This is a genomic window from Roseomonas sp. SRI_022, assembly GCF_057586215.1.
In genome coordinates this window covers 37,973-60,118 of record NZ_JBYCZL010000022.1, presented here as the reverse complement: position 1 = coordinate 60,118, position 22,146 = coordinate 37,973, and the positions used below count along the sequence as shown (strand labels likewise).

General features: G+C 70.8%; 23 protein-coding genes and 1 tRNA gene. 14 read left to right on the top strand and 10 right to left on the bottom strand.

All coding sequences use genetic code 11. The annotated features are described in order from the left end of the window. Nucleotides 1-146 precede the first annotated feature (146 nt). Nucleotides 147-1,118, top strand: a complete 972-nt coding sequence (locus AC2YHJ_RS20070) for a formylglycine-generating enzyme family protein (protein ID WP_487397914.1) — start codon at nt 147-149, stop codon at nt 1,116-1,118. 143 nt (nt 1,119-1,261) lie between these two features. Beyond that, nucleotides 1,262-2,134: a transporter family protein gene (locus tag AC2YHJ_RS20065; RefSeq protein ID WP_487397913.1), complete on the top strand. Its 873-nt coding sequence runs from the start codon at nt 1,262-1,264 to the stop codon at nt 2,132-2,134. 49 nt (nt 2,135-2,183) lie between these two features. On the opposite strand, the gene AC2YHJ_RS20060 is transcribed toward AC2YHJ_RS20065, so the two are convergent. Continuing rightward, nucleotides 2,184-3,527 (bottom strand): aminotransferase-like domain-containing protein, encoded by a 1,344-nt coding sequence (locus AC2YHJ_RS20060; RefSeq protein WP_487397912.1) that lies wholly within the window; start codon nt 3,525-3,527, stop codon nt 2,184-2,186. A gap of 83 nt (nt 3,528-3,610) precedes the next feature. Between AC2YHJ_RS20060 and AC2YHJ_RS20055 the strand changes: the two genes are divergently transcribed. From AC2YHJ_RS20055 to AC2YHJ_RS20005, 11 genes are all read left to right on the top strand, one after another. Then, on the top strand, nt 3,611-4,876 hold the full coding sequence (locus tag AC2YHJ_RS20055) for an aspartate aminotransferase type Ic (RefSeq protein WP_487397911.1): 1,266 nt from the start codon (nt 3,611-3,613) through the stop codon (nt 4,874-4,876). Further along, on the top strand, nt 4,873-5,502 hold the full coding sequence (locus AC2YHJ_RS20050) for a glutathione S-transferase family protein (RefSeq protein WP_487397909.1): 630 nt from the start codon (nt 4,873-4,875) through the stop codon (nt 5,500-5,502). Before AC2YHJ_RS20055 ends, AC2YHJ_RS20050 begins: the two co-directional genes overlap by 4 nt. A 16-nt stretch (nt 5,503-5,518) precedes the next feature. Further along, a complete protein-coding gene (locus AC2YHJ_RS20045) occupies nt 5,519-6,358 on the top strand; it encodes a PhzF family phenazine biosynthesis protein (RefSeq protein ID WP_487397908.1) in 840 nt (279 codons plus the stop codon). 61 nt (nt 6,359-6,419) lie between these two features. Further along, nucleotides 6,420-6,701, top strand: a complete 282-nt coding sequence (locus AC2YHJ_RS20040) for a hypothetical protein (protein ID WP_487397906.1) — start codon at nt 6,420-6,422, stop codon at nt 6,699-6,701. 31 nt (nt 6,702-6,732) lie between these two features. Then, nucleotides 6,733-7,095 (top strand): DUF423 domain-containing protein, encoded by a 363-nt coding sequence (locus tag AC2YHJ_RS20035; RefSeq protein WP_487397904.1) that lies wholly within the window; start codon nt 6,733-6,735, stop codon nt 7,093-7,095. Beyond that, complete coding sequence (locus AC2YHJ_RS20030) at nt 7,092-8,000, top strand: SAM-dependent methyltransferase (RefSeq protein WP_487397903.1); 909 nt, start codon at nt 7,092-7,094, stop codon at nt 7,998-8,000. The genes AC2YHJ_RS20035 and AC2YHJ_RS20030 overlap by 4 nt, the downstream gene beginning before the upstream one ends. A 96-nt stretch (nt 8,001-8,096) precedes the next feature. Further along, entirely contained in the window at nt 8,097-8,393 is a 297-nt protein-coding gene (locus AC2YHJ_RS20025) for a hypothetical protein (protein ID WP_487397901.1), read from the top strand. Nucleotides 8,394-8,463: 70 nt separating this feature from the next. Then, nucleotides 8,464-9,330 carry a YihY/virulence factor BrkB family protein gene (locus AC2YHJ_RS20020; RefSeq protein ID WP_487397900.1) on the top strand — a complete coding sequence of 289 codons (867 nt, stop codon included), beginning with the start codon at nt 8,464-8,466 and terminating at the stop codon, nt 9,328-9,330. 71 nt (nt 9,331-9,401) lie between these two features. Then, nucleotides 9,402-10,322 (top strand): NAD(P)-dependent oxidoreductase, encoded by a 921-nt coding sequence (locus tag AC2YHJ_RS20015; protein WP_487397899.1) that lies wholly within the window; start codon nt 9,402-9,404, stop codon nt 10,320-10,322. Beyond that, a complete protein-coding gene (locus AC2YHJ_RS20010) occupies nt 10,319-12,061 on the top strand; it encodes a metallophosphoesterase family protein (protein ID WP_487397898.1) in 1,743 nt (580 codons plus the stop codon). Before AC2YHJ_RS20015 ends, AC2YHJ_RS20010 begins: the two co-directional genes overlap by 4 nt. A 74-nt stretch (nt 12,062-12,135) precedes the next feature. Next, nucleotides 12,136-12,218, top strand: a tRNA-Leu gene (locus tag AC2YHJ_RS20005). Nucleotides 12,219-12,254: 36 nt separating this feature from the next. Here AC2YHJ_RS20005 and AC2YHJ_RS20000 read toward each other — a convergent pair. The 8 genes from AC2YHJ_RS20000 to AC2YHJ_RS19965 form a co-directional block, all read right to left on the bottom strand. Further along, nucleotides 12,255-12,833 carry a DUF502 domain-containing protein gene (locus AC2YHJ_RS20000; RefSeq protein WP_487397897.1) on the bottom strand — a complete coding sequence of 193 codons (579 nt, stop codon included), beginning with the start codon at nt 12,831-12,833 and terminating at the stop codon, nt 12,255-12,257. 49 nt (nt 12,834-12,882) lie between these two features. Continuing rightward, nucleotides 12,883-13,440 carry a GNAT family N-acetyltransferase gene (locus tag AC2YHJ_RS19995; protein WP_487397895.1) on the bottom strand — a complete coding sequence of 186 codons (558 nt, stop codon included), beginning with the start codon at nt 13,438-13,440 and terminating at the stop codon, nt 12,883-12,885. 197 nt (nt 13,441-13,637) lie between these two features. Further along, nucleotides 13,638-14,870 (bottom strand): hydroxysqualene dehydroxylase, encoded by a 1,233-nt coding sequence (locus AC2YHJ_RS19990; protein ID WP_487397894.1) that lies wholly within the window; start codon nt 14,868-14,870, stop codon nt 13,638-13,640. A 61-nt stretch (nt 14,871-14,931) separates the two neighbouring features. Beyond that, on the bottom strand, nt 14,932-16,548 hold the full coding sequence (locus AC2YHJ_RS19985) for an acyl-CoA dehydrogenase family protein (protein WP_487397892.1): 1,617 nt from the start codon (nt 16,546-16,548) through the stop codon (nt 14,932-14,934). Continuing rightward, a complete protein-coding gene (locus AC2YHJ_RS19980; RefSeq protein ID WP_487397891.1) occupies nt 16,545-17,708 on the bottom strand; it encodes an FAD-dependent oxidoreductase in 1,164 nt (387 codons plus the stop codon). The genes AC2YHJ_RS19985 and AC2YHJ_RS19980 overlap by 4 nt, the downstream gene beginning before the upstream one ends. A gap of 20 nt (nt 17,709-17,728) precedes the next feature. Then, nucleotides 17,729-18,571, bottom strand: coding sequence for an aldose epimerase family protein (locus tag AC2YHJ_RS19975; RefSeq protein ID WP_487397890.1), 843 nt, complete (start codon nt 18,569-18,571; stop codon nt 17,729-17,731). 8 nt (nt 18,572-18,579) lie between these two features. Beyond that, nucleotides 18,580-19,551: a Bug family tripartite tricarboxylate transporter substrate binding protein gene (locus AC2YHJ_RS19970; protein WP_487397889.1), complete on the bottom strand. Its 972-nt coding sequence runs from the start codon at nt 19,549-19,551 to the stop codon at nt 18,580-18,582. A gap of 64 nt (nt 19,552-19,615) precedes the next feature. Beyond that, nucleotides 19,616-20,236 (bottom strand): glutathione S-transferase family protein, encoded by a 621-nt coding sequence (locus tag AC2YHJ_RS19965; RefSeq protein WP_487397887.1) that lies wholly within the window; start codon nt 20,234-20,236, stop codon nt 19,616-19,618. Nucleotides 20,237-20,292: 56 nt separating this feature from the next. On the opposite strand from AC2YHJ_RS19965, the gene AC2YHJ_RS19960 reads away from it, so the two are divergent. Beyond that, complete coding sequence (locus AC2YHJ_RS19960) at nt 20,293-21,393, top strand: M14 family metallopeptidase (RefSeq protein WP_487397886.1); 1,101 nt, start codon at nt 20,293-20,295, stop codon at nt 21,391-21,393. Here the strand turns inward: AC2YHJ_RS19960 and AC2YHJ_RS19955 are convergent, their stop codons facing one another. Continuing rightward, nucleotides 21,394-22,146, bottom strand: coding sequence for a maleate cis-trans isomerase family protein (locus tag AC2YHJ_RS19955; RefSeq protein WP_487397885.1), 753 nt, complete (start codon nt 22,144-22,146; stop codon nt 21,394-21,396).

The following is a 22,146-nucleotide window of genomic DNA, read 5'->3' as shown; positions in this document are numbered from 1 at the left end:
GCAGGGGGGCATGGCTCCTCAAGTTGTCTCCGTTCGTCCTGCGGGCGGCGGCGGCTGGAAATTCCCGCCCCGCATCTGCATGCTCCATCTGCCGAGCCAACCGATTGGGCACGACGCAGCCAGAAGGCGCGATGATGTCGAATACCTTGAATGACGTTCACGCTGAGACGGCACCCGCCGCGATGTGCCACATCCCTGGCGGCGTGTTCCAGATGGGCAGCGACCGGCATTACCCCGAGGAAGCGCCCGCGCATCCTGTCCGTGTCGGCGCCTTCTGGATGGACGCGACGACCGTCACCAACGCGCAATTCGCCCGCTTCGTCGCCGCCACGGGCTACGTCACCGTGGCGGAGCGGCCGCTCGATCCCGCGATGTACCCTCACGCGACGCCTCAGCAGCTCAAGCCCGGCTCGGTGGTTTTCCGCAGGACATCGGGACCGGTCCCGACCGATGATTTCCGCCGCTGGTGGGCCTGGACCACCGGTGCCTGCTGGCGCCATCCGGAGGGGCGTGGCAGCGGCGTCCAGAGTCGCCCGGATCATCCCGTGGTGCAGGTTGCCTTCGAGGATGCCGAGGCCTACGCCGCCTGGGCCGGCAAGTCCCTGCCGACCGAAGCGGAATGGGAGTTTGCCGCGCGTGGCGGCCTGGACGGTGCGGAGTTCGCCTGGGGCGATGAACTGACCCCTGGCGGCGTGCACATGGCGAACACCTGGCAGGGCGCCTTCCCGTGGCGGAACAGCGCCGAGGACGGGTTTACGGGCACGGCCCCGGTGGGCTCGTTTCCGGCCAACGGCTACGGGCTCTACGACATGGCCGGCAATGTCTGGCAGTGGACGACGGATTGGTTCGCCCCGCGTCACGCAGCGGACCCGCAGAAGTCATGCTGCATGCCGACCGATCCGCGCGGCCCCGCCATGGAGGGATCCTTCGACTACACGCACTCCGCCGTGCCGATCCCGCGCCGGGTGGTGAAGGGGGGTTCCTTCCTCTGCGCGCCGTCCTATTGCCGGCGCTACCGCCCCGCCGCGCGCCACGCGCAGATGGTGGACAGCGGCATGAGCCATATCGGCTTCCGCTGCATTGTCCGCGGCACGTCCGGGAACGCGGGCCAAGCCTAGCGAGTGCCAGGCCATGGACGCCTTTCTGACGAACCGGATGAACCTTTGTGCATGGCTGGGCCAATCACTCCCGCAATCGGAATTCGAAGGCCGAGACGGCGAGTGGCTAGCCAACATGGCGAACATGTTGAAAGGAGCCTGCCATGATGACCGTGTTCCGCCGGATGCCTCTGGCATTCGCGATGGTCGTCCTTACCGCAGCCATTGCCGCGGCACAGCAGGCGCCGACCGCACCTGAGGTTCGGCCGCGCGCCGGGCTGGCGCCGACCGCGCAGGACTCCAGCGACACCGAACTCGCCAAGAAGCTGCAAAACCCGGTAGGCGACCTCTACAGTTTCCCCTTCCAACTGAACACGAACTTTGGCGTCGGCCCCAACAATGGCACCCAGCCGATCCTCAACGTCCAACCGGTGATCCCGATCCATGTGAACGAGGATTGGAACATCATCACCCGTACGATCCTGCCGCTGGTGTGGAACCCCTCGTTTCAGCCGCAGGCCGACACGGTGCCCTTCGGCACGGGCCCGATCACCTTCTCGGCTTTCCTGTCACCGGCGAACCCGACCCATGGATGGCTCTGGGCGGTGGGGCCGGTCGTGCAAATCCCGACCGCGAGCGACCGTTCGCTGGGATCCTCCGTCTGGGGCGGTGGGCCGACCGCCGCACTGGTCTACATGCAGGGCCCCTGGGTCGCAGGCGGGCTCGTCAACAACGTCTGGTCCTTTGGCGGGACTTCCGGCCGCGGCGGCACGCGGTACAACAACTTCCTGTTGCAGCCTTTCGTGAACTACAATTTCGGCGAGGGCTGGTATGTCGGGACTGCGCCCATCATCACCGCGAACTGGCTTGAACGGGGCAGCAATGCCTGGACCGTGCCGGTCGGTGCGCAGATCGGTCGCGTCATGCGGCTCGGCAAACTGCCGGTCAACCTGCTGGCTGGCGCCTACTACAACGTGGTGCGTCCGGATGAGGGCGCGACCTGGCAGTTGCGGACGCAGATTACCCTGATCTTCTGACGTCGCGCCGCCGCCGCGATCTGATAGTCGGTGGGGGATGCCGACCGTTCTACTCGGACAGACTTTCGGGTCCCGCCGCAAGAAGTTCGGCGATGATCCGCACACCCTGTTCCATCGCCGCCGTGGATGGCGAGGAGAACGCGATGCGCACCCCGTTCGGCGCATGCCCTGGCTGGGTCGCGAAGGCGCTGGATGGTGTCACCGCCACCCCGCGCCGCGCGGCGGCCGTGGTGAAGGCGTCGGACCGCCAGGGCTCAGGCAGTTCCAGCCACAGGTGATAGGCACGGCGATCGCCATGCAGCGCCTGCCCCGCGAGCCCCGCGCGCAGCACCGCCTGGCGCGCTTGCGCATCCTCGCGCTTCTGCGCCTCCAGCCGGCGTAGAAGCCCACTCTCCATCCAGGCCGTCGCGGCGGCGAGGCCAATGGGTGAGGCATGCCAGGCCCCCGCGCGGATCGCCGCCGTGACCTGCCGGCGCAGCGCGGCTGAGGGCGCGGCGATGAAGCCGCTGCTCAGCCCCGGCGAGGCGCGCTTCGACATCCCATCCACCAGCAGCACGCGATCGGGGGCGAGGGCGATCAGCGGTGGCAAGTCGCCCTGATCCAGGAAGCCGAAGACGGCGTCCTCGATCACGACGAAGTCCTCCCGCACGGCGAGGGCGGCGAGCGCCTCGCGGCGGGCAAGACCCATGGTCGCGCCCGTCGGGTTGTGGATGACGGGCTGGAGATAGACGGCCTTGAGTGGCCCGGAGCGCGTGGCGGCCTCGATGGCTTCGGGCGTGACGCCCTCGGCATCCATGGCGAGCGGCACCGCCACCAGGCCGAGGCGCGTCACGGCCGCCTTCACTGCCGGGTAGGTCATGGCCTCGATGCCGATGCGATCCCCGGCGGTCCCGCAGGCAGCGAGTGCGGCGGCGATGGCCTGCCGCCCGCCGCCGGTGAACAGCATGTGGTCCGGCACCGGCGCCCAGCCGCCGCGGGCGAGGTGCCGGGCGGATGCCAGTCGCGCGGCGGCAGTCCCCGGCGCGCCGACAGGGCGCATGGCCTCGGCCGCGCGGTCGGGGGCGAGGGCGTCGCGCAGGACCTCGGCAAGGGCTTCGGCCTGGCCGGGGACGGTGGGGAAGTTGAACTCGAAATCGATGACGCCGGGGCGGCCGGGCTCGGCCAGCGGCGGCGGCGTCAGCCCGGCACGGACATAGGTGCCGCGCCCGACCTCCCCGGCCACCAGCCCGCGGCGGGCCAGTTCGGCATAGACGCGATTGGCGGTGGAAACGGCGATGCCGCGGCCATAGGCGTATCGGCGCACCGGTTCCAGCCGCGTGCCGGGGCGCAGCCGCCCGGCGGCGATCTCGGCGGCCAGGGTGTCGGCGAGGCGGCGGTAATCGGTTTCGGGCATATTGTTCTCAGGACAATATCACGATTGATCCGAGGCAATGTATCGCACAATTTCGCGCCCATGTCTTGATCGGAGCCATCGCTGTGTCCGCTGCCGTCGCCCTTGCCCCCGAAGCCCTGGCCGCCGAGGCGCGCGCGGCCTACGCCACGCTGCAGAAGGCGGGGCTGAAGCTCGACATGACGCGCGGCAAGCCTTCCGCAGCGCAGCTTGACCTCGCGGAGGGGATGCTCGCCCTGCCGGGCAATCGCGACCATTTCGCCGAGGATGGGCAGGACGTCCGCAACTATGGCGGGCTGCAGGGCCTGCTGGAGGCGCGGCGGCTGTTCGGGGCGATGCTCGGCGTGCCGGCGGAACAGGTGGTGGTGGCGGAGAATTCCAGCCTCGCCATCATGCATGACTGCATCGTCTGGGCGCTGCTGAAGGGCGTAGCGGGCGGCGCGGCGCCATGGTCACAGGGCGATGCCGCCTTCATCTGCCCGGTGCCGGGATACGACAGGCATTTCGCGCTCTGCGAGGGCTTCGGCATCCGCATGATCCCGGTACCGATGCGCGACGACGGCCCCGACATGGAGGCCGTCGAGGCCGCCGCCGCCGACCCCGCGGTGAAGGGCATGTGGTGTGTGCCGACCTACTCCAACCCGACCGGGGCGACCTACTCGGAAGCGGTCGCACGGCGGCTCGCGACGATGCGCACGGGCGCGCCGGATTTCCGGCTGTTCTGGGACAACGCCTATGCGGTGCACCACCTGACGGACAACCAGCCGGCGCCGCTCGACATCCTCGGCCTGTGCGAACGGGCGGGGCATGCGGAACGCGCCTTCGTCTTCGCCTCGACGTCGAAGATCACGCTGGCGGGGGCCGGGCTCGCCTTCTTCGGTGGCTCGCCGCTGAATGTGCGCTGGTACCTGGAACACGCCGCGCGGCGCACCGTCGGGCCGGACAAGCTGAACCAACTGCGGCATACGCGCTTCCTGCGCGACCTCGATGGGCTGAAGCGGCACATGGCCGGGCATCGGCGGCTGCTGGCACCGAAGTTCGACGCGACGATTGCCGCACTGGAACAGCGCCTCGGTGGCCTCGGCGTGGCGCGCTGGCTGCGGCCGGAGGGCGGGTACTTCATCACCGTCGAGATGATCGAAGGCTCCGCGCGGCGTGTCGTCGAGCTAGCGCGCGGCCTTGGCATCGCGCTGACGCCGGCGGGCGCGACCTGGCCGCACGGACAGGACCCGAACGACAACATCCTGCGTCTGGCGCCGAGCTTCCCGTCGCTCGACGACGTGCGCGGGGCGGCGGAGGGCATCGCGCTCTGCATGCTTCTCGCGGCGTTGGAGGCGCGCGGCGTCGCATGACGGCGCCGCTGCGCATCCTCGGCAAGGCGTCCTCGATCAACGTCCGCAAGGTGTTGTGGACCTGCGACGAGGCCGGCATCGCCTTCTCGCGCGAGGATTGGGGCCGCGGCTTCTCTGACACTGCCACGCCGGACTTCCTGGCGATGAACCCGAATGGGCTGGTGCCGGTCATCGCCGTGCCGGGCGGCTTCCTGTGGGAGTCGAACACCATCTGCCGCTACCTCGCGTCCAATGCCGGGCGTGATGACCTGCTGCCGCGCGATCCGCTCGCCCGCGCGCGGGTCGAGATGTGGATGGACTGGCAGGCCACGGAACTGAACACGGCCTGGCGGCCCGCCTTCATGGCCCTGCTGCGGGATGACCGCAGCATCGGCGCGGCGCAGGTCGCCGCCAGTGTCGCCGCCTGGAACGCGAAGATGGCGCTGCTCGATGCGCAGCTGGCGCGCACCGGCGCCTTCGTCGCGGGTAACACCTTCACCCTCGCCGATATCGTCATAGGCCTGTCGGTGAATCGCTGGCTGATGACGCCGATCGATCGGCCGGTATTGCCCGCCATCGCCGCCTACGCCGACCGCCTGATGGCGCGGCCCGGCTATCGCACGCATGGCCGCAATGGCCTGCCCTGACCGAGGACGAACCCGCATGCCGCGCTACGCCTTCCAGCAGGTCGATGTCTTCTGCTCCGCGCCGTTCAAGGGCAATCCGGTCGCCGTGGTGCTCGGCGCCGACAGGCTGACCGATGAGCAGATGGCGGGTTTCGCCAACTGGACGAATCTCAGCGAGACCACCTTCGTCCTGCGCCCGACCGACCCGGCCGCCGATTATCGCCTGCGTATCTTCACCCCGGCGCGGGAACTGCCCTTCGCCGGGCATCCGACGCTCGGGTCCTGCCATGCCTGGCTGCACGCAGGCGGCGTGCCGAAGGGCGCCGAGATCATCCAGGAATGCGCCGTCGGGCTGGTGCCGATCCGGCGCGGGGAGGGCGGGCTTGCCTTCGCAGCGCCGCCGCTGATCCGCTCCGGCCCCGTAGCACCCGATCTGCTGGATCGCATCCGCGCCGGCCTCGGCCTGCCGGCGGAGGCGATCGCCAACGCGCATTGGGTGGATAACGGCCCGGGCTGGGTCGCGGTGATGTTGCGCTCCCGCGCCGATGTGCTGGCCGCGACGCCGGACTATGTGGCGCTGGGCCGGCTGACGCTCGGCCTGGTCGGCCCCTGGGATCCGGCGAAGGACGGGATCGAGGCGCAGTTCGAGTTGCGCGCCTTCGTCTGCGCCGAGGGCTATGAGGACCCAGTCACCGGCAGCCTCAACGCCTCGGTCGCGCAATGGCTGATCGGCACCGGCCAGGCGCCGGACGTCTATGTCGCGCGCCAGGGCACCGCGCTCGGCCGTGCCGGGCGGATCACGCTGCGGCGAGAGGACGGCAAGATCTGGGTCGGCGGGGCGACCGCGACCTGCATCGAAGGCAGCGTTACGCTTTGACGTGATACCGGCGGCCCCGCTCTGGTTGCGCCGGCCGCGCCATGGGGCCATCTGGCGACGGATGGTCATCCTGCGCCCCTCCCGGACACGCAAGGCCACGGGCTGGTCGCTGCTCACGCTCGGCGCGCTCGGCTTGGTGCTGCCCTTTCTGCAGGGCTTCCTGTTCCTCGCCCTTGGTGTCTTCGTGCTGCGGGACCAGCATATCTGGGCGGCGCGGCGCTGGGGTTGGGTGCAGGGCCGCTGGCCGCACCACGTCTGCCGCATCGAGGAGATGGAAGCCTCCCTCGGCCGCCGCCTGGCAGGTGCCGCCGAGCGCGTGCGGCGGCTGTTCAGCCGGGCGTGACGTGGGCGCGCGGCGCGCGTAAGTCCATCCCATGCATCGTCTCTGGCTGTTCCTTGGCGCCCTGACCGGGCTTGCCGCCGTCGCCCTGTCCGCCTGGGCCGCGCATGGCGCGCCGGCCGGCTTCGCGCCCGCGCCGCGCCGCGCGGTGGACAACGCGTTGATGATCCAGGGCTGGCACGCCTTCGCGCTGATCGCCGCCGGGCTTATGGCCGAACAGGGGCGGCGGCTCGCGCACCTCGCCGGGGCGGCCTTCGCCATCGGCACCATCCTGTTCTGCGGCGCGGTGTGGTGGGGCGTGCTGGGCCGTCCGCCCCTTGGCCCCGTCGCGCCGGCCGGGGGGATCACGCTGATGGTCGGTTGGGCGCTGCTGGCGCTGGCGGCGCTCAAGCGGTGATCCGGAGCGCCTATCTCGCCGCCGAAGGCTTCGAGGCCGACCTCACCGAGGATCTCCGCCGCGCCGGCGCGCGCATCGAGGCCTGGCATGGCCGCCTCGCGCTGTCGCCGGACGCGCCGGTCGCCGCCCCCTGGGCGCTCGAAGCCTGGACCGATCCGCGCGAGATCCCGGTGCCCTCGGTCAAGGCCGGGGCCGATGCGCTGCGCGCCATCCAGCGCAATTGGGCACATTACCCGCTGCTGCATCATCGACGCTCGGCGCTGCTGGCCGATCGCCTGCCGCCGGTGAAGGCACGCCCGCTGGTCTTCCCTGAGCCCGCGCCAACCGGGCATCTCGGCGCCTGGACGCTGCTCGCGCCCGACCGGATGCTGGCCAGCCCGACCAAGACCAGCCCCTTCGTGAATGGCGAGATCCGCTTCGCCGAGGATCGCGAAGGCCCGCCCTCCCGCGCCTATCTGAAACTGTGGGAGGCGCTGACGCGCATCGGCCGGCATCCGGGGCCGGGCGAGACCTGCCTCGACCTCGGCGCCTCTCCGGGCGGCTGGACCTGGGCGATCGCGCGGCTCGGCGCGCGGGTCACGGCGGTGGACAAGGCGCCGCTCGACCCGGCCATCGCCGCCATGCCCGGCGTTTCCTGCCGGCAGGAGAGCGCCTTCGGCTTGGACCCCCGGCAGGAGTTGCCGGTCGATTGGCTGTTCTCCGACATCATCTGCTATCCGGACCGCCTGCTCGGCCTGGTGCGGCGCTGGATGGAGGCGGGGGCGGCGCGCAACTTCGTCTGCACGCTGAAGTTCCAGGGCGAGACAGACCACGCCACGGCCGCGGAATTCGCCGCGATCCCTGGGGCGCGGCTGTTCCACGGCTTCCACAACAAGCATGAACTGACCTTCGCGCTGCTGGCGTAGCGACGTCCTGGCACGGCGGCTGCATTGCCCTGTCTGCGCCAGGACGGCGTGACCCGACAGAAGGACGGGTGCCAGACCATCACGGAGTATGCAGCCATGCAGATCGTCCCCGAGCGTTCGCTCACCGCCCCTCAGGCGATCCGGGCGTTCCGCATGCAGAGCCAGCAGGACGCGGCTCGGCTTCAGGCTGCCGGCGGCCGACAGGAGTTCGCCGCGACGCTGCAAAACCTGCAGCAGCGCCCCGCCAACATGGCGGGGCCGGGTACCCCCACGGGCAACACGCTCGCCGCCCTGCTCCAGCGACTGGATACCGACCAGGACGGACGGATCACGTCGCTGGAACTGCGCGCCGCGACCCCCCGGCAGGAACCGCCGGCTACCGGGACGCGGTAGCCTTCGCGCGAGGCCGCTACGGTGGCGATTCCCTCGCGCCCTAATCTGGCCTACCTCGGTATCCATGGATGTGACGCCACCCGCCCGCGAGCCGGGATCGCGCCGCCGCGGCGCGATCGCGGTCGGCCGCCACGTGATGTGGGAAGCGGCGTCGGACCGCATTTCCCTGACCGCCGCGGGCTGCGCCTTTTACGCCAGCCTCGCGCTGTTCCCCGGCATCTTCCTGCTGGTGCTGGTCTACGGTATGGCCTTCGACAGCACGACGGTCGAACCGCAGCTCGAAGTGCTGCGCGAACTGGTGCCGGAGGAGACCTTCGACCTCATCGCCGGGCGGCTGCATGAACTGGTGCGCTCCCCGCGCCCGGCCATGAGCTGGGGGGCGATCGTCTCGGGCGGGGTGGCGATCTGGTCGGCCTCGGCCGGCACACGGGCGATGCTCGGGGCGCTCAACATGGCGCACAAGGTCGCCGAGACGCGCGGCTTCCTGCACTACCACCTGCTCGCCATCGGCATCACCCTGGCGGCCACTGTCGCGGCGACGCTCGCCATCGCGTCGCTGGTCGCGCTGCCCGGGGTGGCGGCGCTGCTCGGGCTGCCGGCGCCGCAGGCCTGGGCGCTGCGTGGGGTTTCGATGGGCACGCTGCTGCTGTTCGTCTTCGTCGGGCTGATCGTGGTCTATCGGCTGGGGCCGTCCGGGGCGCATCCGGGGATCGTCTGGACGCTGCCGGGTGCGGTGGTGGCGACGCTGATCTGGGCCGCGGCCTCGATCGGCTTCACGCTCTATGTCTCGAACTTCGCGACCTATGACCTGATGTACGGGCCGCTCGGCGCGGTGGTCGTGCTGCTGATGTGGTTCTGGGTCTCGGTCTATGTCGTGCTGCTGGGCGCGGAGCTGAACGTCGCGCTGATGGAGCAGCACGCCTCGACGCAGGGCTGAGGCGCGGGCAGGATCGCCAGCGGTGGATGCGCCGCCCGGCCCGCCGCGGATGTGTGAACAGGAGACGACCGATGCGTGCCGCCTTCGTCGATGCCAATGCCTCCCTTGCCGACGTCATGCGGCGCCTGCACCGTGCCGACGACCTTCCCGTCACGATCCATGAGGACCCGGACATCAAGCCGGATGCGCTGCCCGCCCTGCTGAAGGGCATCGAGATCGCGATCGACGACCACACGCATTTCCCCGTCGATGTCGTGAAGCGCTGTCCCGACCTGAAGCACATCGTCTTCCTCGGCACCGGCGCGCGGTCCTACATGGACCCCGAGGCGCTGGAGGCGGAATGCGGCGTCAAGGTCCACATCATCAAGGGCTATGGCGACACCGCCGTGGCCGAGATGGCCTTCGCGCTGATGTGGGCCGCCGCGCGCGGCATCGGCCCGATGCACCACGCCATCGCCGGCGGCGGTTGGCCGCGCGACGAGGGCATGCAGCTGACCGGCAAGACCGTCGGCATCATCGGCTTCGGCGGTATCGGCGCCGAGATGGCACGGTTGTGCAGCGGTTGCGGCATGAAGGTGCTGGCCTGGAACCGCAGCGCGAAGTCGCATCCCGGCGTCACCTTCACCGACATCGACACGCTGCTGGCGGAAAGCCACGTCGTCTCGCTGCACCTGCTGCTGAACGACGGGACGCGCGGCTTCCTGAGCGCCGAGCGGCTCGCGCGGATGCGGCCCGGCGCGCTGTTCGTGAACACCGCGCGCGGCGCGATCGTCGATGAGGCCGCGCTGATCGCCGCACTGCGCAGCGGACGGATCGGCGCCGCAGGGCTCGACGTCTTCGTGGAGGAACCGCTGCCGGCGGGGCATCCGATCGCCGCGCTGCCGAATGTCACGTTGGCTTCGCATTCCGCCTTCCGCACGCCGGAGGCGACGGACAATCTGATCGGAGCGTCGCTCGAGCATTGCCGGCGGATCCTGCGCGAGGGCGCGTGAGCTTCGCCGACCCGCGCGAGGGCGATCTCGAGGACGATGCGTCCTCCACCTCGCGCCATTCGCTGCTCGGTCATGCGTCCCGCATGCTGCTGGAGATCAGCCTGCCCAAGTTGGCGCTGGCGGCGACCATGCTGCTGGTGGTGCCGGCGCTGCTGCTGGGTGCCGCGCCGAAATTCGTGCTGTGGCTGACCGAGACGGCCTGGCACGGCGTCGCGCGCTTCGGGCTGATCGCCGCGCTGTTCAGTTTCGCGCTGATTGCCGGTCTGGTCGCCTGGCGCTGGGGCGGGCTGCTGTTCCGGGTGGTGGAGCGGAACTTCTGGGCGCTGAACGCTGGCCTAGTGCAGCCGCTCTACACCGCCTTGCGGGAGGCGACGCGGCTCGCGCTGGAATCGGCAGCACCGGGGCGGCCGCTCGCGGCGACGCGGCGGGATGCGGGGCTTGCGGCCGGCGCGCTGATCGCTGCCCTCGGCGCGGCCGTCGCCTGGTGGGCGGGACCGCTGCCCACGCTGCGCGTCGCGGCGTTTGGCGCGGGCGATCTGGTTGGCATCGTACTGGACGCGATCCGCAACGGCATCTGGGTCGTCGCGGTCTATCTGATGGTTGGCGCGCCGGCCTGGAGCATCGCGGAGGCGCTGGTTGGTACGCCGCAGGATCTTGGCCCGCCCGATGACGGGCAGGCGCGTTGGCGCGTCGCGCATCTGTCGGACATCCACCTCGTCGGCGACGACTATGGCTTTCGCCTTGAGTGCGGCCGCGACGGGCCGCGCGGCAATGCGCGCTTCGACAGTGTTCTGGCATTGCTGGAGGCCGAGGATGCGGTGCAGCCGATCGATGTCGTGCTGATCACCGGCGACATCACCGATGCCGCGCGCAATGCAGAATTCATCGCCTTCGATGAGGCGCTCGCGCGCCACCCCTCGCTGCGGGATCGCGTCCTGATCATTCCCGGCAATCACGATGTGAACATCGTCGATCGTGCCAATCCCTCGCGGCTGGAACTGCCGATCGCGCCCGGTGGGCCGTTGCGGCGGCTGCGTTTCCTGTCGGCCATGGCGCGGCTGCAGGGGCGGCGGGTGCGCGTCGTCGATCATCGGACCAAGCGCGTCGGGCCGACGCTGGATGCCTGGCTGGCGCTGGAGGGGCGCGGCGAAACGCTGGCGCGCTTCATGGACGAAGGCGGGCTGCGCGCAGGGCTTGCCGCACGGTCGACCTGGAACGAGGCCTTCCCGCTGATCGCCCCGCCGCCGACGCCGGATGGGCTCGGCGTGGTGCTGCTCGATTCCAATGCGGAGACGCATTTCTCCTTCACCAATGCGCTTGGCATCCTGGGGATGGGGCAGGTGCGCGCGGCGGAGGCAGCGATGCGCGAATGGCCGCACGCGCGCTGGCTGGTCGCGCTGCATCATCATCTTGTCGAGTATCCGCGCCCCGGTATCGCATTGGCGGACCGGATCGGCACGGCGCTGGTGAACGGGCATTGGGTGCTGCGGCGGTTGCGGCGCCATGCGTCGCGCACTGTGGTGCTGCATGGGCACCGGCATTTCGATTGGATGGGGCGCAGCGGAGCGTTGCGCATCCTGTCGGCGCCATCGCCGGTGATGGGTGCGCTGGACGCCGAGGCGCGCCATTTCTGGCTGCACACGCTGGCGCCGGCGGCCGATGGCGGGCTGGCGCTGCTCGCGCCACGGCGGATCGAGGTGCCGGGCACGGAACCACCCCCCATGACAGAGGGGGGCTAGGGGGGATACATCCCCCCTTCGGCCGTGCAGGTAGGGTTGGTGTGGCGGCTGCCTGTACGGCCGAAAAGCAGAGCGCCCGCCTGGCGGAATGGTAGACGCAGCGGACTTAAAATCCGCAACTCGCAAGGGTGTGCCGGTTCGAGTCCGGCGGCGGGCATGCCCACCCCGAGCACGGCCGCCGGGTCCGCGCCGACTACCGCGACGCTTCGGCGGGCAGCGCGGCGGTCTCGATCAACCCCTTCAGTCCAAGGCCCCAGGACGAGATCGACTTGAGGAAGGGCAGCAGGGGCACATCGAGCAGCGTTATCTTGTCCGGCGTGAAGATGTAGATCGCGCCTGACATCGGCGCCGGCGCCCCCGGTACGAAGACGACCAGCCGGCCATCGGCGAATTCATCCATCACCAGGGCAGGGCACAGGCCTTCCTCGATCGCCGCCAGCGCCGGCCGGAGGGTCCGGGCATCATCGGTGACCAGGGGGCCTTCCTTGGTGAAGGCCTTCAGCAGGCGATAGCCGGGGATCTTCTCGAACAGGATGGCTTCCAGCAGCCCCCGGGCCCGTCGCCCCTGCGCCGAGCGCACGACGAACCCGACCAGCAGGAACAGCAGCACCAGCAACACCACGGCCGCGATTGCCGGATGCACATACTGCCCGGCGAGGGGATTCGCCGCCGCCTGCAGCTTCTGGATGATGGCCACGACCAGCAGCACGATGGCGCCGATCGGGACGACCACCATCGCCCCGTCCAGGAATGCGCGCTTCAGGTTCTGCACGATGTCACCTCCGCTCGAGCGTACAACGACGGGCACGTGCCCTCCGGTGTCACGATGTCACGTCGGCGCCCACCGTGGCATCCAGCCTCGCACGATCCCGCGCACGCTCGAACCATAGGCAGGGCTCGTCCCGTCCACGCGCGGGACACCAGATCCGGCCCTCACCCATCGGCGCCATGCCAAGCAGCCGCACCACCGCCAGTGATGCACCGTTGTCCGCCTGCACGGCGGCGCGCAGCCGGTCGATATTCATCAGCGCGAAGGCCGCGCGCATCGCCGCCGGCGCGGCTTCGCGCATGTAGCCGCTGCCCTGGAAGGATTCCCCGAGCCAATAGGTGATCAGCGCCGTCCGCGGGTCCCCCGGCGCGCGGGAGATGCTGATCCAGCCCAGCACGGCACCATCCGCGCGGCGTTCGACAATCAGGGGCAGCGATCGTCGCTCCGCCGCCGCCATGCGCACGCCGGCGATGCGATCGAGCGCCATGAGCGGCGTGTAGGGCACCGGCCAGGAGGCGAGGCGCCGGCTCACCGCCTCACTCATCAGGCCGGCCAGCGCCGCCGCATCGCGTTCCTCCGCGCAGCGCAGGCGCAGGCGCTGAGTATCCACAGACGGAAATGTGTCATGGGTTGCAACCATTGCTAGAGAATGCCGCGTCCAGGGTTAACGTGCCAGAACCTTCGGGATGCGCCTTCGGTCGCGCGCCACGACAGCCGTACCGGCGCGCAGATCGCCGGATGCCGGCATTCCAAAGGCCACTGCCCTTTGGTGGGGTGGCTTGGAGGGGGCGGCGCCCCTCAAACACCTCATCGCCCCCGCTTCACATACCTGCCGATCGCCTTCGCCGCCGCTTCGCCTGACAGCGCCGCGGCCTCGATGCTCGCTGGCAGGCCGGGCCAGGTCCAATCGCCGGCGAGCGCCAGGTTGCGCAGCGGCAGGCGTGGCGCGATCGGCGGCACGCCCACCAGGTGACGCGGCGTGGCGCGGTGTTCCTTCACCGCCCGGCAGGGCGGCGCAGGGTCCGGCCAGGCACCCGGCAGGGCGAAGGCGTGGGCGGCGGCGCGAATCTCCGCCCAGGCGCGCTGGGCGAGGGTCCCGACCGCTTCCTCGGCTTCCGCGTCGGCGGCGCTGACGGTGACGCTGACGCCGGAAGGTCGCACGAGCAGCCATTGCACGAGGCCGCCGATCACGCCGATGAAGCGCACCGGCCCAGCGCCGGGATGGTCGAAATGCAGGTTCAGGACTGGCGCGTGACGATCCGGCACGCGCAGGCCGGTGATGAGCCGCTCCGCCTTCCAGGGCGGCAGGGCGAGGATGACGGCGTCGCCTTGTTCGATCGGCAACGTCTCCTCGGCGAGGTGCAGCGCGACGGCGCGGCCCTCGGCCGTGGTCAGCGCGCGCAGGCGGGCGCCGAAGCGGATGGTGGCGCCGGCGGCCTGTAACGCCGCCAGGGCCGGCGTGATCAGGCCCGGCGCCAATCCGTCGCGCGCCACCAGCAACCGCGCCGCGCCATGCCCGCCGAGCCGGCGCAATACCTGGCCGAGCCGTGCGGAGGAGGCCTCGGCGACCGGGGTGTTCAGCGCGGCGACGGTCAGTGGCTCGACGAAGCCGCGCAGCAGCGCCGGATGCTTCGCCAGCGCGACGGCGACGGGTCGGTCGGTGATGCCGGCCGCCATGCCGAGCAATGCGAGGAAGCCCCCAACGGTCAGCCCCGGTGGGCGTCGCGCGGCGTCGCGCCAAGCGCGCGGCGCCAAGGCGATGCGGCGCGCCGAGCCATCCACGAGGTCGAGCAGCGGCAGCCCCTCCGGCTCTGGTTCCACCCAGCCATCCCGCGCGCCGATCGCGTCGAGGAAGCGCAGCGCCGCGTGGTTCGCGCCCATCAGCGCATGGGTGCCGTTGTCCATGCCGTCAGGCAGCGCCCGGCAGCGGCCGCCGGCGACGGGCGCGGCCTCGTGCAGCGTCACCGCATGGCCGGCGCGGGCGAGGGTAAGGGCGGCGACCATGCCGGCGATACCTGCACCGACGACATGGATGGTCATCGTGCGCCCAAGGGTACGAGACGCGGCGCGAAGGCGGCCATGCGGGCCTTCTCGGCGCGCGTCAGGTGGCCAGGGCTCCCTCGATCTCAGCGATGCGCCCGGCAGTGCGGGGCAGCAGGCGGCGCAGGTAGAAGTCGGCGAGCGCGCCATAGGCCGCTTCATCCTCCGTCGCGGCGCGCGCCAGCATCCAGCCGCCGAGCAGCCAGCCGGCCGCCTCCAGATAGGCAACGGCGACCGACTGTGCGGCATCGGCATCGCGGCCCTGGGCGTCGAGCACCAGCGCCGTCGCCGCCTCCAGCCGGTCCGCCGCGGCGCGCAGGCGGGCATCGGGGATGCGCCTCACCTCATCCAGCAGGGCGCGCATCTCCGCCCCTTCATCCTTCGCCACCTTGCGCACCAGCAGGTCGATCGCCTGGATGCCGTTGGTGCCTTCGTAGATCGGCGCGATCCGGGCATCGCGCAGCATCTGCGCCGCGCCGGTGTCCTCGACGAAGCCCATGCCGCCATGCACCTGGATGCCGGTGGACGCGGTCTCGACACCACGATCGGTGCACCAGGATTTCAGGATCGGCGTCAGCAGCGCCAAACGCGTCTGCGCGTGTTCATCACCCAGCAGCCTGTGGCGATCGACGCACAGCGCCGTCTCCAGTGCCAGCAGCCGCCCGGCCAGGGTGATCGCGCGCATCTCCATCAACATGCGCTGCACATCGGCATGCTGCGCAATCGGCCGCCCGCCCTGCACGCGCAGATCGGCGTAGGATTCCGCCAGCCGTAGCGCCGCGGCGCCATGCGCGACCCCCTGCGTGCCGACGCCGAGCCGCGCATTGTTCATCATCGCGAACATCGCCTGCAGGCCGCGATGCGGCTCGCCGACCAGCTCGGCCTCCGCGCCTTCGAACAGCATGACGCAGGTGGGGCTGGCATGGATGCCCATCTTGCGCTCGATGCCGCCGCAACGGAGATCGTTGCGCGTCCCGTCCTCCTTCAGCTTGGTCGCGACGAACAGGCTGATGCCCCGCGACCCCGGCGGCGCGTCGGGCAGTCGCGCGAGCACCAGGTAGACGATGTTGTCGGTGCAGTCGTGCTCGCCCCAGGTGATGAAGATCTTCTGGCCGTGCAGCGCATATTTGCCGTCGCCGAGCGGTTCCGCGCGCGTCTTCAGCACGCCGAGGTCGCTGCCCGCGCCCGGCTCGGTCAGGCACATCGCGCCGGTCCATTCGCCGCTGACCATCCGCGGCAGCCAGCGCGCCGCCTGGTCGGGCGTCGCGTAATGCACAAGGCAGTCGATCGCACCCGCCGTCAGCAACGGGCCGAGCATGAAGGAGGTGTCCGCCGCCATGCCGAGCTCGGTCATCGCGATCCACAGCGAGGCCGGCAACCCCTGCCCGCCATGCGCCTCAGGTGCCGAGAGCGACTGCCAGCCGCCTTCCACCCATTGTGCATAGGATGCGGGATAGGAGGGCGGCGTGGTGACGACGCCATTGGCATAGACCGCGCCGTGCCGGTCTGCGGCCGCGGCGTTGGGCAGCAGGACCTCCGCGCAGAAGCGGTCGGCCTCGGTGACGATCTGCGCGATATCCTCGGCGGCCAGCGGCGTGCCGGCCTTTTCGGTCAGCGCGGGCAGGCCGACCACGCGGGTCAGGCCGAAGATCAGGTCATTGGCGGCGGTGGAGGTCATGCGGAAACGCCTTCCAGGGCAGGGAGCAAGCCGGGCGCGGGCGCGGCCACCCCGGCGGCCCAGGGGGTGAGGGCCGGCAGGAGCGCCGGGTCGCAGAGCGCGGCCGCCAGGGCAAGCCCCAGCACCGGGCCGAACTTGAAGCCATGGCCGGAGAAGCCGGACATCACCACGCTGCGCGGCGTCAACGCCTCGACGACGAAGCGCTCGGCATCCTCGACATCGTAGTAGCAGGCGCGCGCGCCGAGGATGCGATAGCCCGCTGCGCCAAGCAGGCGCGGGCGCGCATAGGCGAGGATCTCCTCGGCCTCGGCCGTGGTCGCCTCGCGGCTGTCAGCCTCGGCATCGCCGCTGCGGGAGAAGCGATGATCGCCGATCTTGAGCGGCGTGCCCGCGACCGGCGGCACGGCGTAGAAGCCGCCATCCTCGGCGAGGTCGAGTAGCATCGGCGCGCGCGCCCAGGCGTCGCGGTGCTGCGCCGGCGGTTCCAACAGCACGACGACCTGGCGCGAGGCGACGACGCGCGGCGCCAGCGCGGCCGGCAGGAGCCGCGGCGCCCAGGGGCCGGCCGCGACCACCAGCATGTCGGCGCTGCGTTCGGACCCGTCGTCCAGGCGCAGCGCGGCGCGCGCCGGATCGACCGAGGCGGCGCGGGCGCGCTCGATCACCACGCCCCTCGCCGCGCAGGCGCGTGCCAGCCCGGCGATGATGCGTCCGGCGAGCAGCACGCCGCCGGGTTTCATGTGGAACGCGGCGCCGATGCGGGACTGCGTGAAGATCGGGAAGCGGGCGGCGACCTCGGCGCCCGTCAGGTCGGTGAAGGCGAGGCTATCGGCGGCGAGCGCCGCGCGGCTTTCGCCCAGCCAGCCCCCGTCGCTGCCCGCGATCGCCAGTACCCCGGTCGGGATGTGCAGCACCTCGCCCAGGTCGCGCCAGACCATGTCCCAGGCGGCATAGGCCGGATCGACCATGCGCATGTAGCCGGCCTGGGATCCGTACGCGTGGCGGATCAGCCGGTGATGGTCCACCGAGGCGCCGCGCGGGTTCGGCACCACGTCCTGTTCGATCACGCGGACGGCGAGGCCTCGCCGCGCCAGCGCCCAGGCGGCGGAAAGCCCCATGATGCCGGCGCCGAGGATGAGCACGGTGCGCTGCGTTCCCATGCGCCATCCTATGCCGCGCCTCAGGGCCGGTGTGAACTCTCCGCGGCCAGGGTGATGCGCCCGGCCAGGATTCCGCCCGGCGCGAGGTCCTGCATCGGCCCGAGCCGCGCCAGTTCCGGCCGGTTCAGCGCATCGGTCACGTGGGAGGAGGGCTCGACGCAAAGCACCGCCCGGTCCCGTGGCGCATAGACCTGCAGGTTGATGGCGAGCGCCCCGGTCGCGGCCATGCGCAACGCCAGCCCCGGCCAGGCGATGGTGACCGCGCCGTCCCAGCCCGGGAAATGCGTGTCGAGGCCGAGGAAGGCGTCTTCCCCGCCATCCAGCCCGGTGGCGGGTTCGGCGGCGATGGGCAGGCCGCGCGCATCGTGGACGCAGCGATGGGTGGCGCGGAAGGCGAGCCGCGTGCCGGGTGGGCGCACGAACCAGGGATGCCAGCCGGCGCCGAAGGGCATCGGGGTGGTGCCCGTGTTGGTCACCGTCAACTCCAACGACAGCCCGGCGGCCGACAGCGCCGTCGCCAGCCGCGCATCGTAGCGATAGGGCGCGGCAACGACGGCCTGCACCAGCACGACGCGGTCCGGCGCGGCGGTCTCGACCTGCCAGGGGCGGTCGCGGGACAGGCCATGGATGGCCGTATCCTCGGCCGGCCGGTTGATCGGCAGGCGATGCGGGCCGAGCCGCCCGCCATCGAGCCGGTTCGCCCAAGGGATCATCCAGAAGGCACCGAACGGGCCGCCGAGGCGGCTGCCCTGTGGCGTCGGCACCAGGATGTCACGGTCGCCGAAGCGTAGCGCGGTCATGCCACCGCCATTCTCGGGGGCCAGGTCGGCCACCCAGTCGCCGGCGTGCAGGCGCACGGTCATTACGTGCGTCAGCCGCCCGAGAAGCGCCCGATGCGGATCGCCCGCGCGATGCGTTCATGCTCGGCGTAGCTCTCGGCCATCAGGGTGCGCATCTCGGCCTGCCGCATGTTGGTCGGCACGATGGCGACGCTGCGCATGGCGGCAAGGAAGCCCGGCGAACTCGTGCCTTCGATCAGCGCATCGGTCCAGCGCGCGGCGATCGCATCGGGCAGCCCTGGCGGTCCGCCCATGCCGAGCCACGGCCGGATGCCCCAGGAATAACCGAGCTCGGGCAGGTTCGGGACGTTAGGGAACTCCTCACTCTTGGCGGTGTTGAGCAGTGCGATCAGGCGCAGCGTGCCGTCGCGCACCGCCGGCAGCACTTCGCCGGCCACCACCGCGCACATGACATGGCCGCCGAGTAGCGCCGTCGTCGCCGGCGATCCACCGGAGAAGGGGACGAAAGTGACCTCGATCCCTTCCTCGGCCGCGAGGCGCGCCATGTTGAGATGGCTGTTGGCCCCGATCCCGGCGACGCCGATGGTGAGCTTGCCGGGCTCACGCCGGGCGAACTGCACCATGTCGCGCAGCGACCCGAAGGGCGAGTTCTGCGCCACCGCGATGAAGCCGAGGAAGATCCCGTAGACCATCAGCGGCGTGAAATCGGTGACTGGGTTGTAGGGCAGCGACACCAGTTGCGGCGCGACGGCGTTGGTGTTGACCGACAGCAGCCCGAGCGTATGCCCGTCCGGCCGCGCGCGGTTGAGTTCCGTCAGCATGATCGTGCCCGCCGCGCCGAGGCGGTTCACGATGGCGATAGGCTGGCCGATCGCCGGTTCCACGCCACGCGCCAGTGCCCGCTGCGTGACGTCGAAGGCGCCGCCGGCGGCGAAGGGGGCGAGGAAGGTGACCGGACGCTCCGGTGACCAGCGCCCCTGTGCCCGGGCAAGGCCCGGCAAGGCAAGGGCTGTGGCGAGAAGGCTGCGGCGCAGGAGGGTCATGGTCGGCTCCCCGGTCGGTCGTCATTGCAGCATAGGGACAGGGTCCCGCACAGCGAAAGCACCCTCATGCGGGCAGCGTCAGGATCGCGGCGACGTCCGGCCGCGCGGCGATGCGCGCGGCCCAGGCGGCGAGGTGGGGATGGCGCGTCGGAACCTCGGCATCCCGCCAGCGATGCGCCACCACCGGATAGAGCGCGAGATCGGCGATGGAGAACTCGCCCGCAAGATTTGGCGCGGCGGCGAGCGCCCGATCGGCATCGCCGAGGAAGCGCGCGAGGCGAGCATCGAAGAAGCCTTGCACCTCGGGCCCTGCGCCAGGGATCAGGCCGTTGCGTGCCATGAAGACCAGGGAGGCGGCGGCGTTCGCATCGGACATCGCGTGCATTAGCCACTGCATCACCAGCGCGCGCGGCGCGCCATCGCGCGGCAGCAGGCGACCGGCCTTTTCGGCGAGGTAGACCAGGATGGCGCCGGACTGCGCCAGCGTGACCGGCGCTGGCAGCGCCGGGTCGCGATCGACGATCACCGGCACCGCGGCGGCCGGGTTGATGGCGAGGAAGGCCGCGCCGCGTTGTTCCCCCGCGGCCCGGTCGACGGCGATGACCCTGTGCGGCAGGCCGAGCACGGCCAGGGTGATGGTGACCCTTTGGCAGTTCGCGGTCGGTGAGGCATAGACATCGATCATGGGCGTGGCTCCGCTCCGCCGAACGCTCGGCTACGTGAAATCAAAGGGGATTCCGCATGATCCAGCCAGACCCCGCGATCGGCGATTTCTGCACCGACTATGCGACGGCGCGCGAACGCTTCATCGTGGCGGCGACCGCGGCCGGCGCGCGGCTGCGCGCCTATCGCAATCCGCGCCAGGGACCGTTGGGGGAGGTACTGACCTGCGACACTGCCTGGGTCGGGCCGGCAGATGCGCCGCGGGTGCTGGTGCTGATCAGCGGATCGCATGGCGTGGAGGGCTTCGCCGGATCGGGCCCGCAGATCGACTGGCTGAAGCGGGCGGGCGCGGCGGGCCTGCCGGACGGCACCGCCTGCCTGCTGGTGCACGGCATCAATCCGCATGGCTTCGCCTGGGCGCGCCGGACTACCGAGGAAGGTGTGGATCTCAACCGCAACTTCGTCGACTTCACTGCGCCGCTGCCGGAGAACCCGGGCTATGGCGAACTGGCCGATGCCTTCGTCACGTCCGACCTGTCGGAGGCGGCGCTGGTTGCCGCCGAGGACCGCATGGCGGCCTATCGCGCGAAGCACGGGGAGGCGGCCTATCTGACCGCCCGTGGCAGTGGCCAGTACACCCATGCCGGGGGGCTGTTCTATGGCGGGGTTGCGCCGAGCTGGGCGCGGCTGACCAGCGAGCGGATCATCGCCGACTGGAACCTGCCCGGTCGCGCCGTGGCGGTGGTCGATTTCCACACCGGCCTCGGCCCCTATGGCTATGGCGAACTGATCGCCGGCGCCGATCCGCAGGAGGAGGCCGCCGCGCGGCTGCGTGCCTGGTACGGCCCGACGCTGACCGAACCATTGCGCGGCGGGTCGATCATCGTGCCGCAATACGGCATGGCGCATCTCGGCTGGACGCGGCTGGTGGGCTCGGGGGTCACCTTCACCTACCTCGAATTCGGTACACGCATTCCGAAGGTGATGCAGCGTGCGCTCTGCGCCGATCATTGGCTGCATGCGCAAGGGACGCCGGATTGGACGGCGCCGCTGACGCGCGGGATCAAGGCGCAGATGCTCGACGCCTACCTGCCGGCGCGCGACGACTGGAAGGAAATGGTGATCGCCCGCTGCCGCCAGGTGGTGCGCCAGGCACTGGTGGGGCTGTCCGGCCAGTGATCAATCAAGCATCTCGCAACCCGCCACGGGATCGCTGAGGCCGGCCAGCCGCAGCGCTTGGCGGTAGAGCAGCGCATTGATCGCGAAGCAGGGCCGCCCGAGCCAGCGCTGTGCTTCCTGAGTGAGGTCGAGGAAGGGGAGATTGGTGCCGAGTTGCAGCAGCACCTCGCAACCTTCCTCGGCAAGGCTGCGCATCTGATCGATCATCGCCGCCGCTTCGGCATGGGCGATGGAGAGGTTGGAGGCGGCCTCGGTCGAGCGCAGCGAGACCTGCTCGCAGCCGGCCTCGCGGAAGAAGGCAGCGATGCGGTCATTGGCGATCGGGCGGAAGGGCGTGAGCACGCCGATCCGCCGCACCGGCGGCAGCCGCGCCAGCGCATCGCGGCAGGCGGCGTCAGCGGTCGCCGCCGGCACGCCGCAGGCGGCCTCGATCCGGCCGCGCAGCGCCTCGCCCCCGGCGATCCCAGTCCAGAAGCAGGGGACGGAGATGCCGAGGATCACTGCGCCCGGCCGCACCTTCATCACCCGCGACAGCGCGCCGAACAGGTCGGCACCCATGCTGTCGATCACCGCCTCCTGGTCGTCGTCGCCGGACAACTGGCGGTCCGGCATGTCGATGCGGGCGATGTGATTGGTCACGCCGGGCGGGCGGAGCGATTCCATCTCCGGCTGCACCGTCGCGTTGAAGGCCGGCACCAGGATGCCGAGCTTCAGTCGCGAAGCGAGCCGGTCAGTCGTCCCCGGCGCTGCCAC

What these genes read in the sequence shown, in the direction of transcription:
- AC2YHJ_RS20065 (WP_487397913.1), top strand. Translation starts at nt 1,262, where the DNA reads ATGATGACCGTGTTCCGCCGGATGCCTCTGGCATTCGCGATGGTCGTC.
- AC2YHJ_RS20060 (WP_487397912.1), bottom strand. Translation starts at nt 3,527, where the DNA reads ATGCCCGAAACCGATTACCGCCGCCTCGCCGACACCCTGGCCGCCGAG.
- AC2YHJ_RS20050 (WP_487397909.1), top strand. Translation starts at nt 4,873, where the DNA reads ATGACGGCGCCGCTGCGCATCCTCGGCAAGGCGTCCTCGATCAACGTC.
- AC2YHJ_RS20045 (WP_487397908.1), top strand. Translation starts at nt 5,519, where the DNA reads ATGCCGCGCTACGCCTTCCAGCAGGTCGATGTCTTCTGCTCCGCGCCG.
- AC2YHJ_RS20040 (WP_487397906.1), top strand. Translation starts at nt 6,420, where the DNA reads ATGGTCATCCTGCGCCCCTCCCGGACACGCAAGGCCACGGGCTGGTCG.
- AC2YHJ_RS20035 (WP_487397904.1), top strand. Translation starts at nt 6,733, where the DNA reads ATGCATCGTCTCTGGCTGTTCCTTGGCGCCCTGACCGGGCTTGCCGCC.
- AC2YHJ_RS20025 (WP_487397901.1), top strand. Translation starts at nt 8,097, where the DNA reads ATGCAGATCGTCCCCGAGCGTTCGCTCACCGCCCCTCAGGCGATCCGG.
- AC2YHJ_RS20015 (WP_487397899.1), top strand. Translation starts at nt 9,402, where the DNA reads ATGCGTGCCGCCTTCGTCGATGCCAATGCCTCCCTTGCCGACGTCATG.
- AC2YHJ_RS19990 (WP_487397894.1), bottom strand. Translation starts at nt 14,870, where the DNA reads ATGACCATCCATGTCGTCGGTGCAGGTATCGCCGGCATGGTCGCCGCC.
- AC2YHJ_RS19985 (WP_487397892.1), bottom strand. Translation starts at nt 16,548, where the DNA reads ATGACCTCCACCGCCGCCAATGACCTGATCTTCGGCCTGACCCGCGTG.
- AC2YHJ_RS19980 (WP_487397891.1), bottom strand. Translation starts at nt 17,708, where the DNA reads ATGGGAACGCAGCGCACCGTGCTCATCCTCGGCGCCGGCATCATGGGG.
- AC2YHJ_RS19975 (WP_487397890.1), bottom strand. Translation starts at nt 18,571, where the DNA reads ATGACCGTGCGCCTGCACGCCGGCGACTGGGTGGCCGACCTGGCCCCC.
- AC2YHJ_RS19970 (WP_487397889.1), bottom strand. Translation starts at nt 19,551, where the DNA reads ATGACCCTCCTGCGCCGCAGCCTTCTCGCCACAGCCCTTGCCTTGCCG.
- AC2YHJ_RS19965 (WP_487397887.1), bottom strand. Translation starts at nt 20,236, where the DNA reads ATGATCGATGTCTATGCCTCACCGACCGCGAACTGCCAAAGGGTCACC.
- AC2YHJ_RS19960 (WP_487397886.1), top strand. Translation starts at nt 20,293, where the DNA reads ATGATCCAGCCAGACCCCGCGATCGGCGATTTCTGCACCGACTATGCG.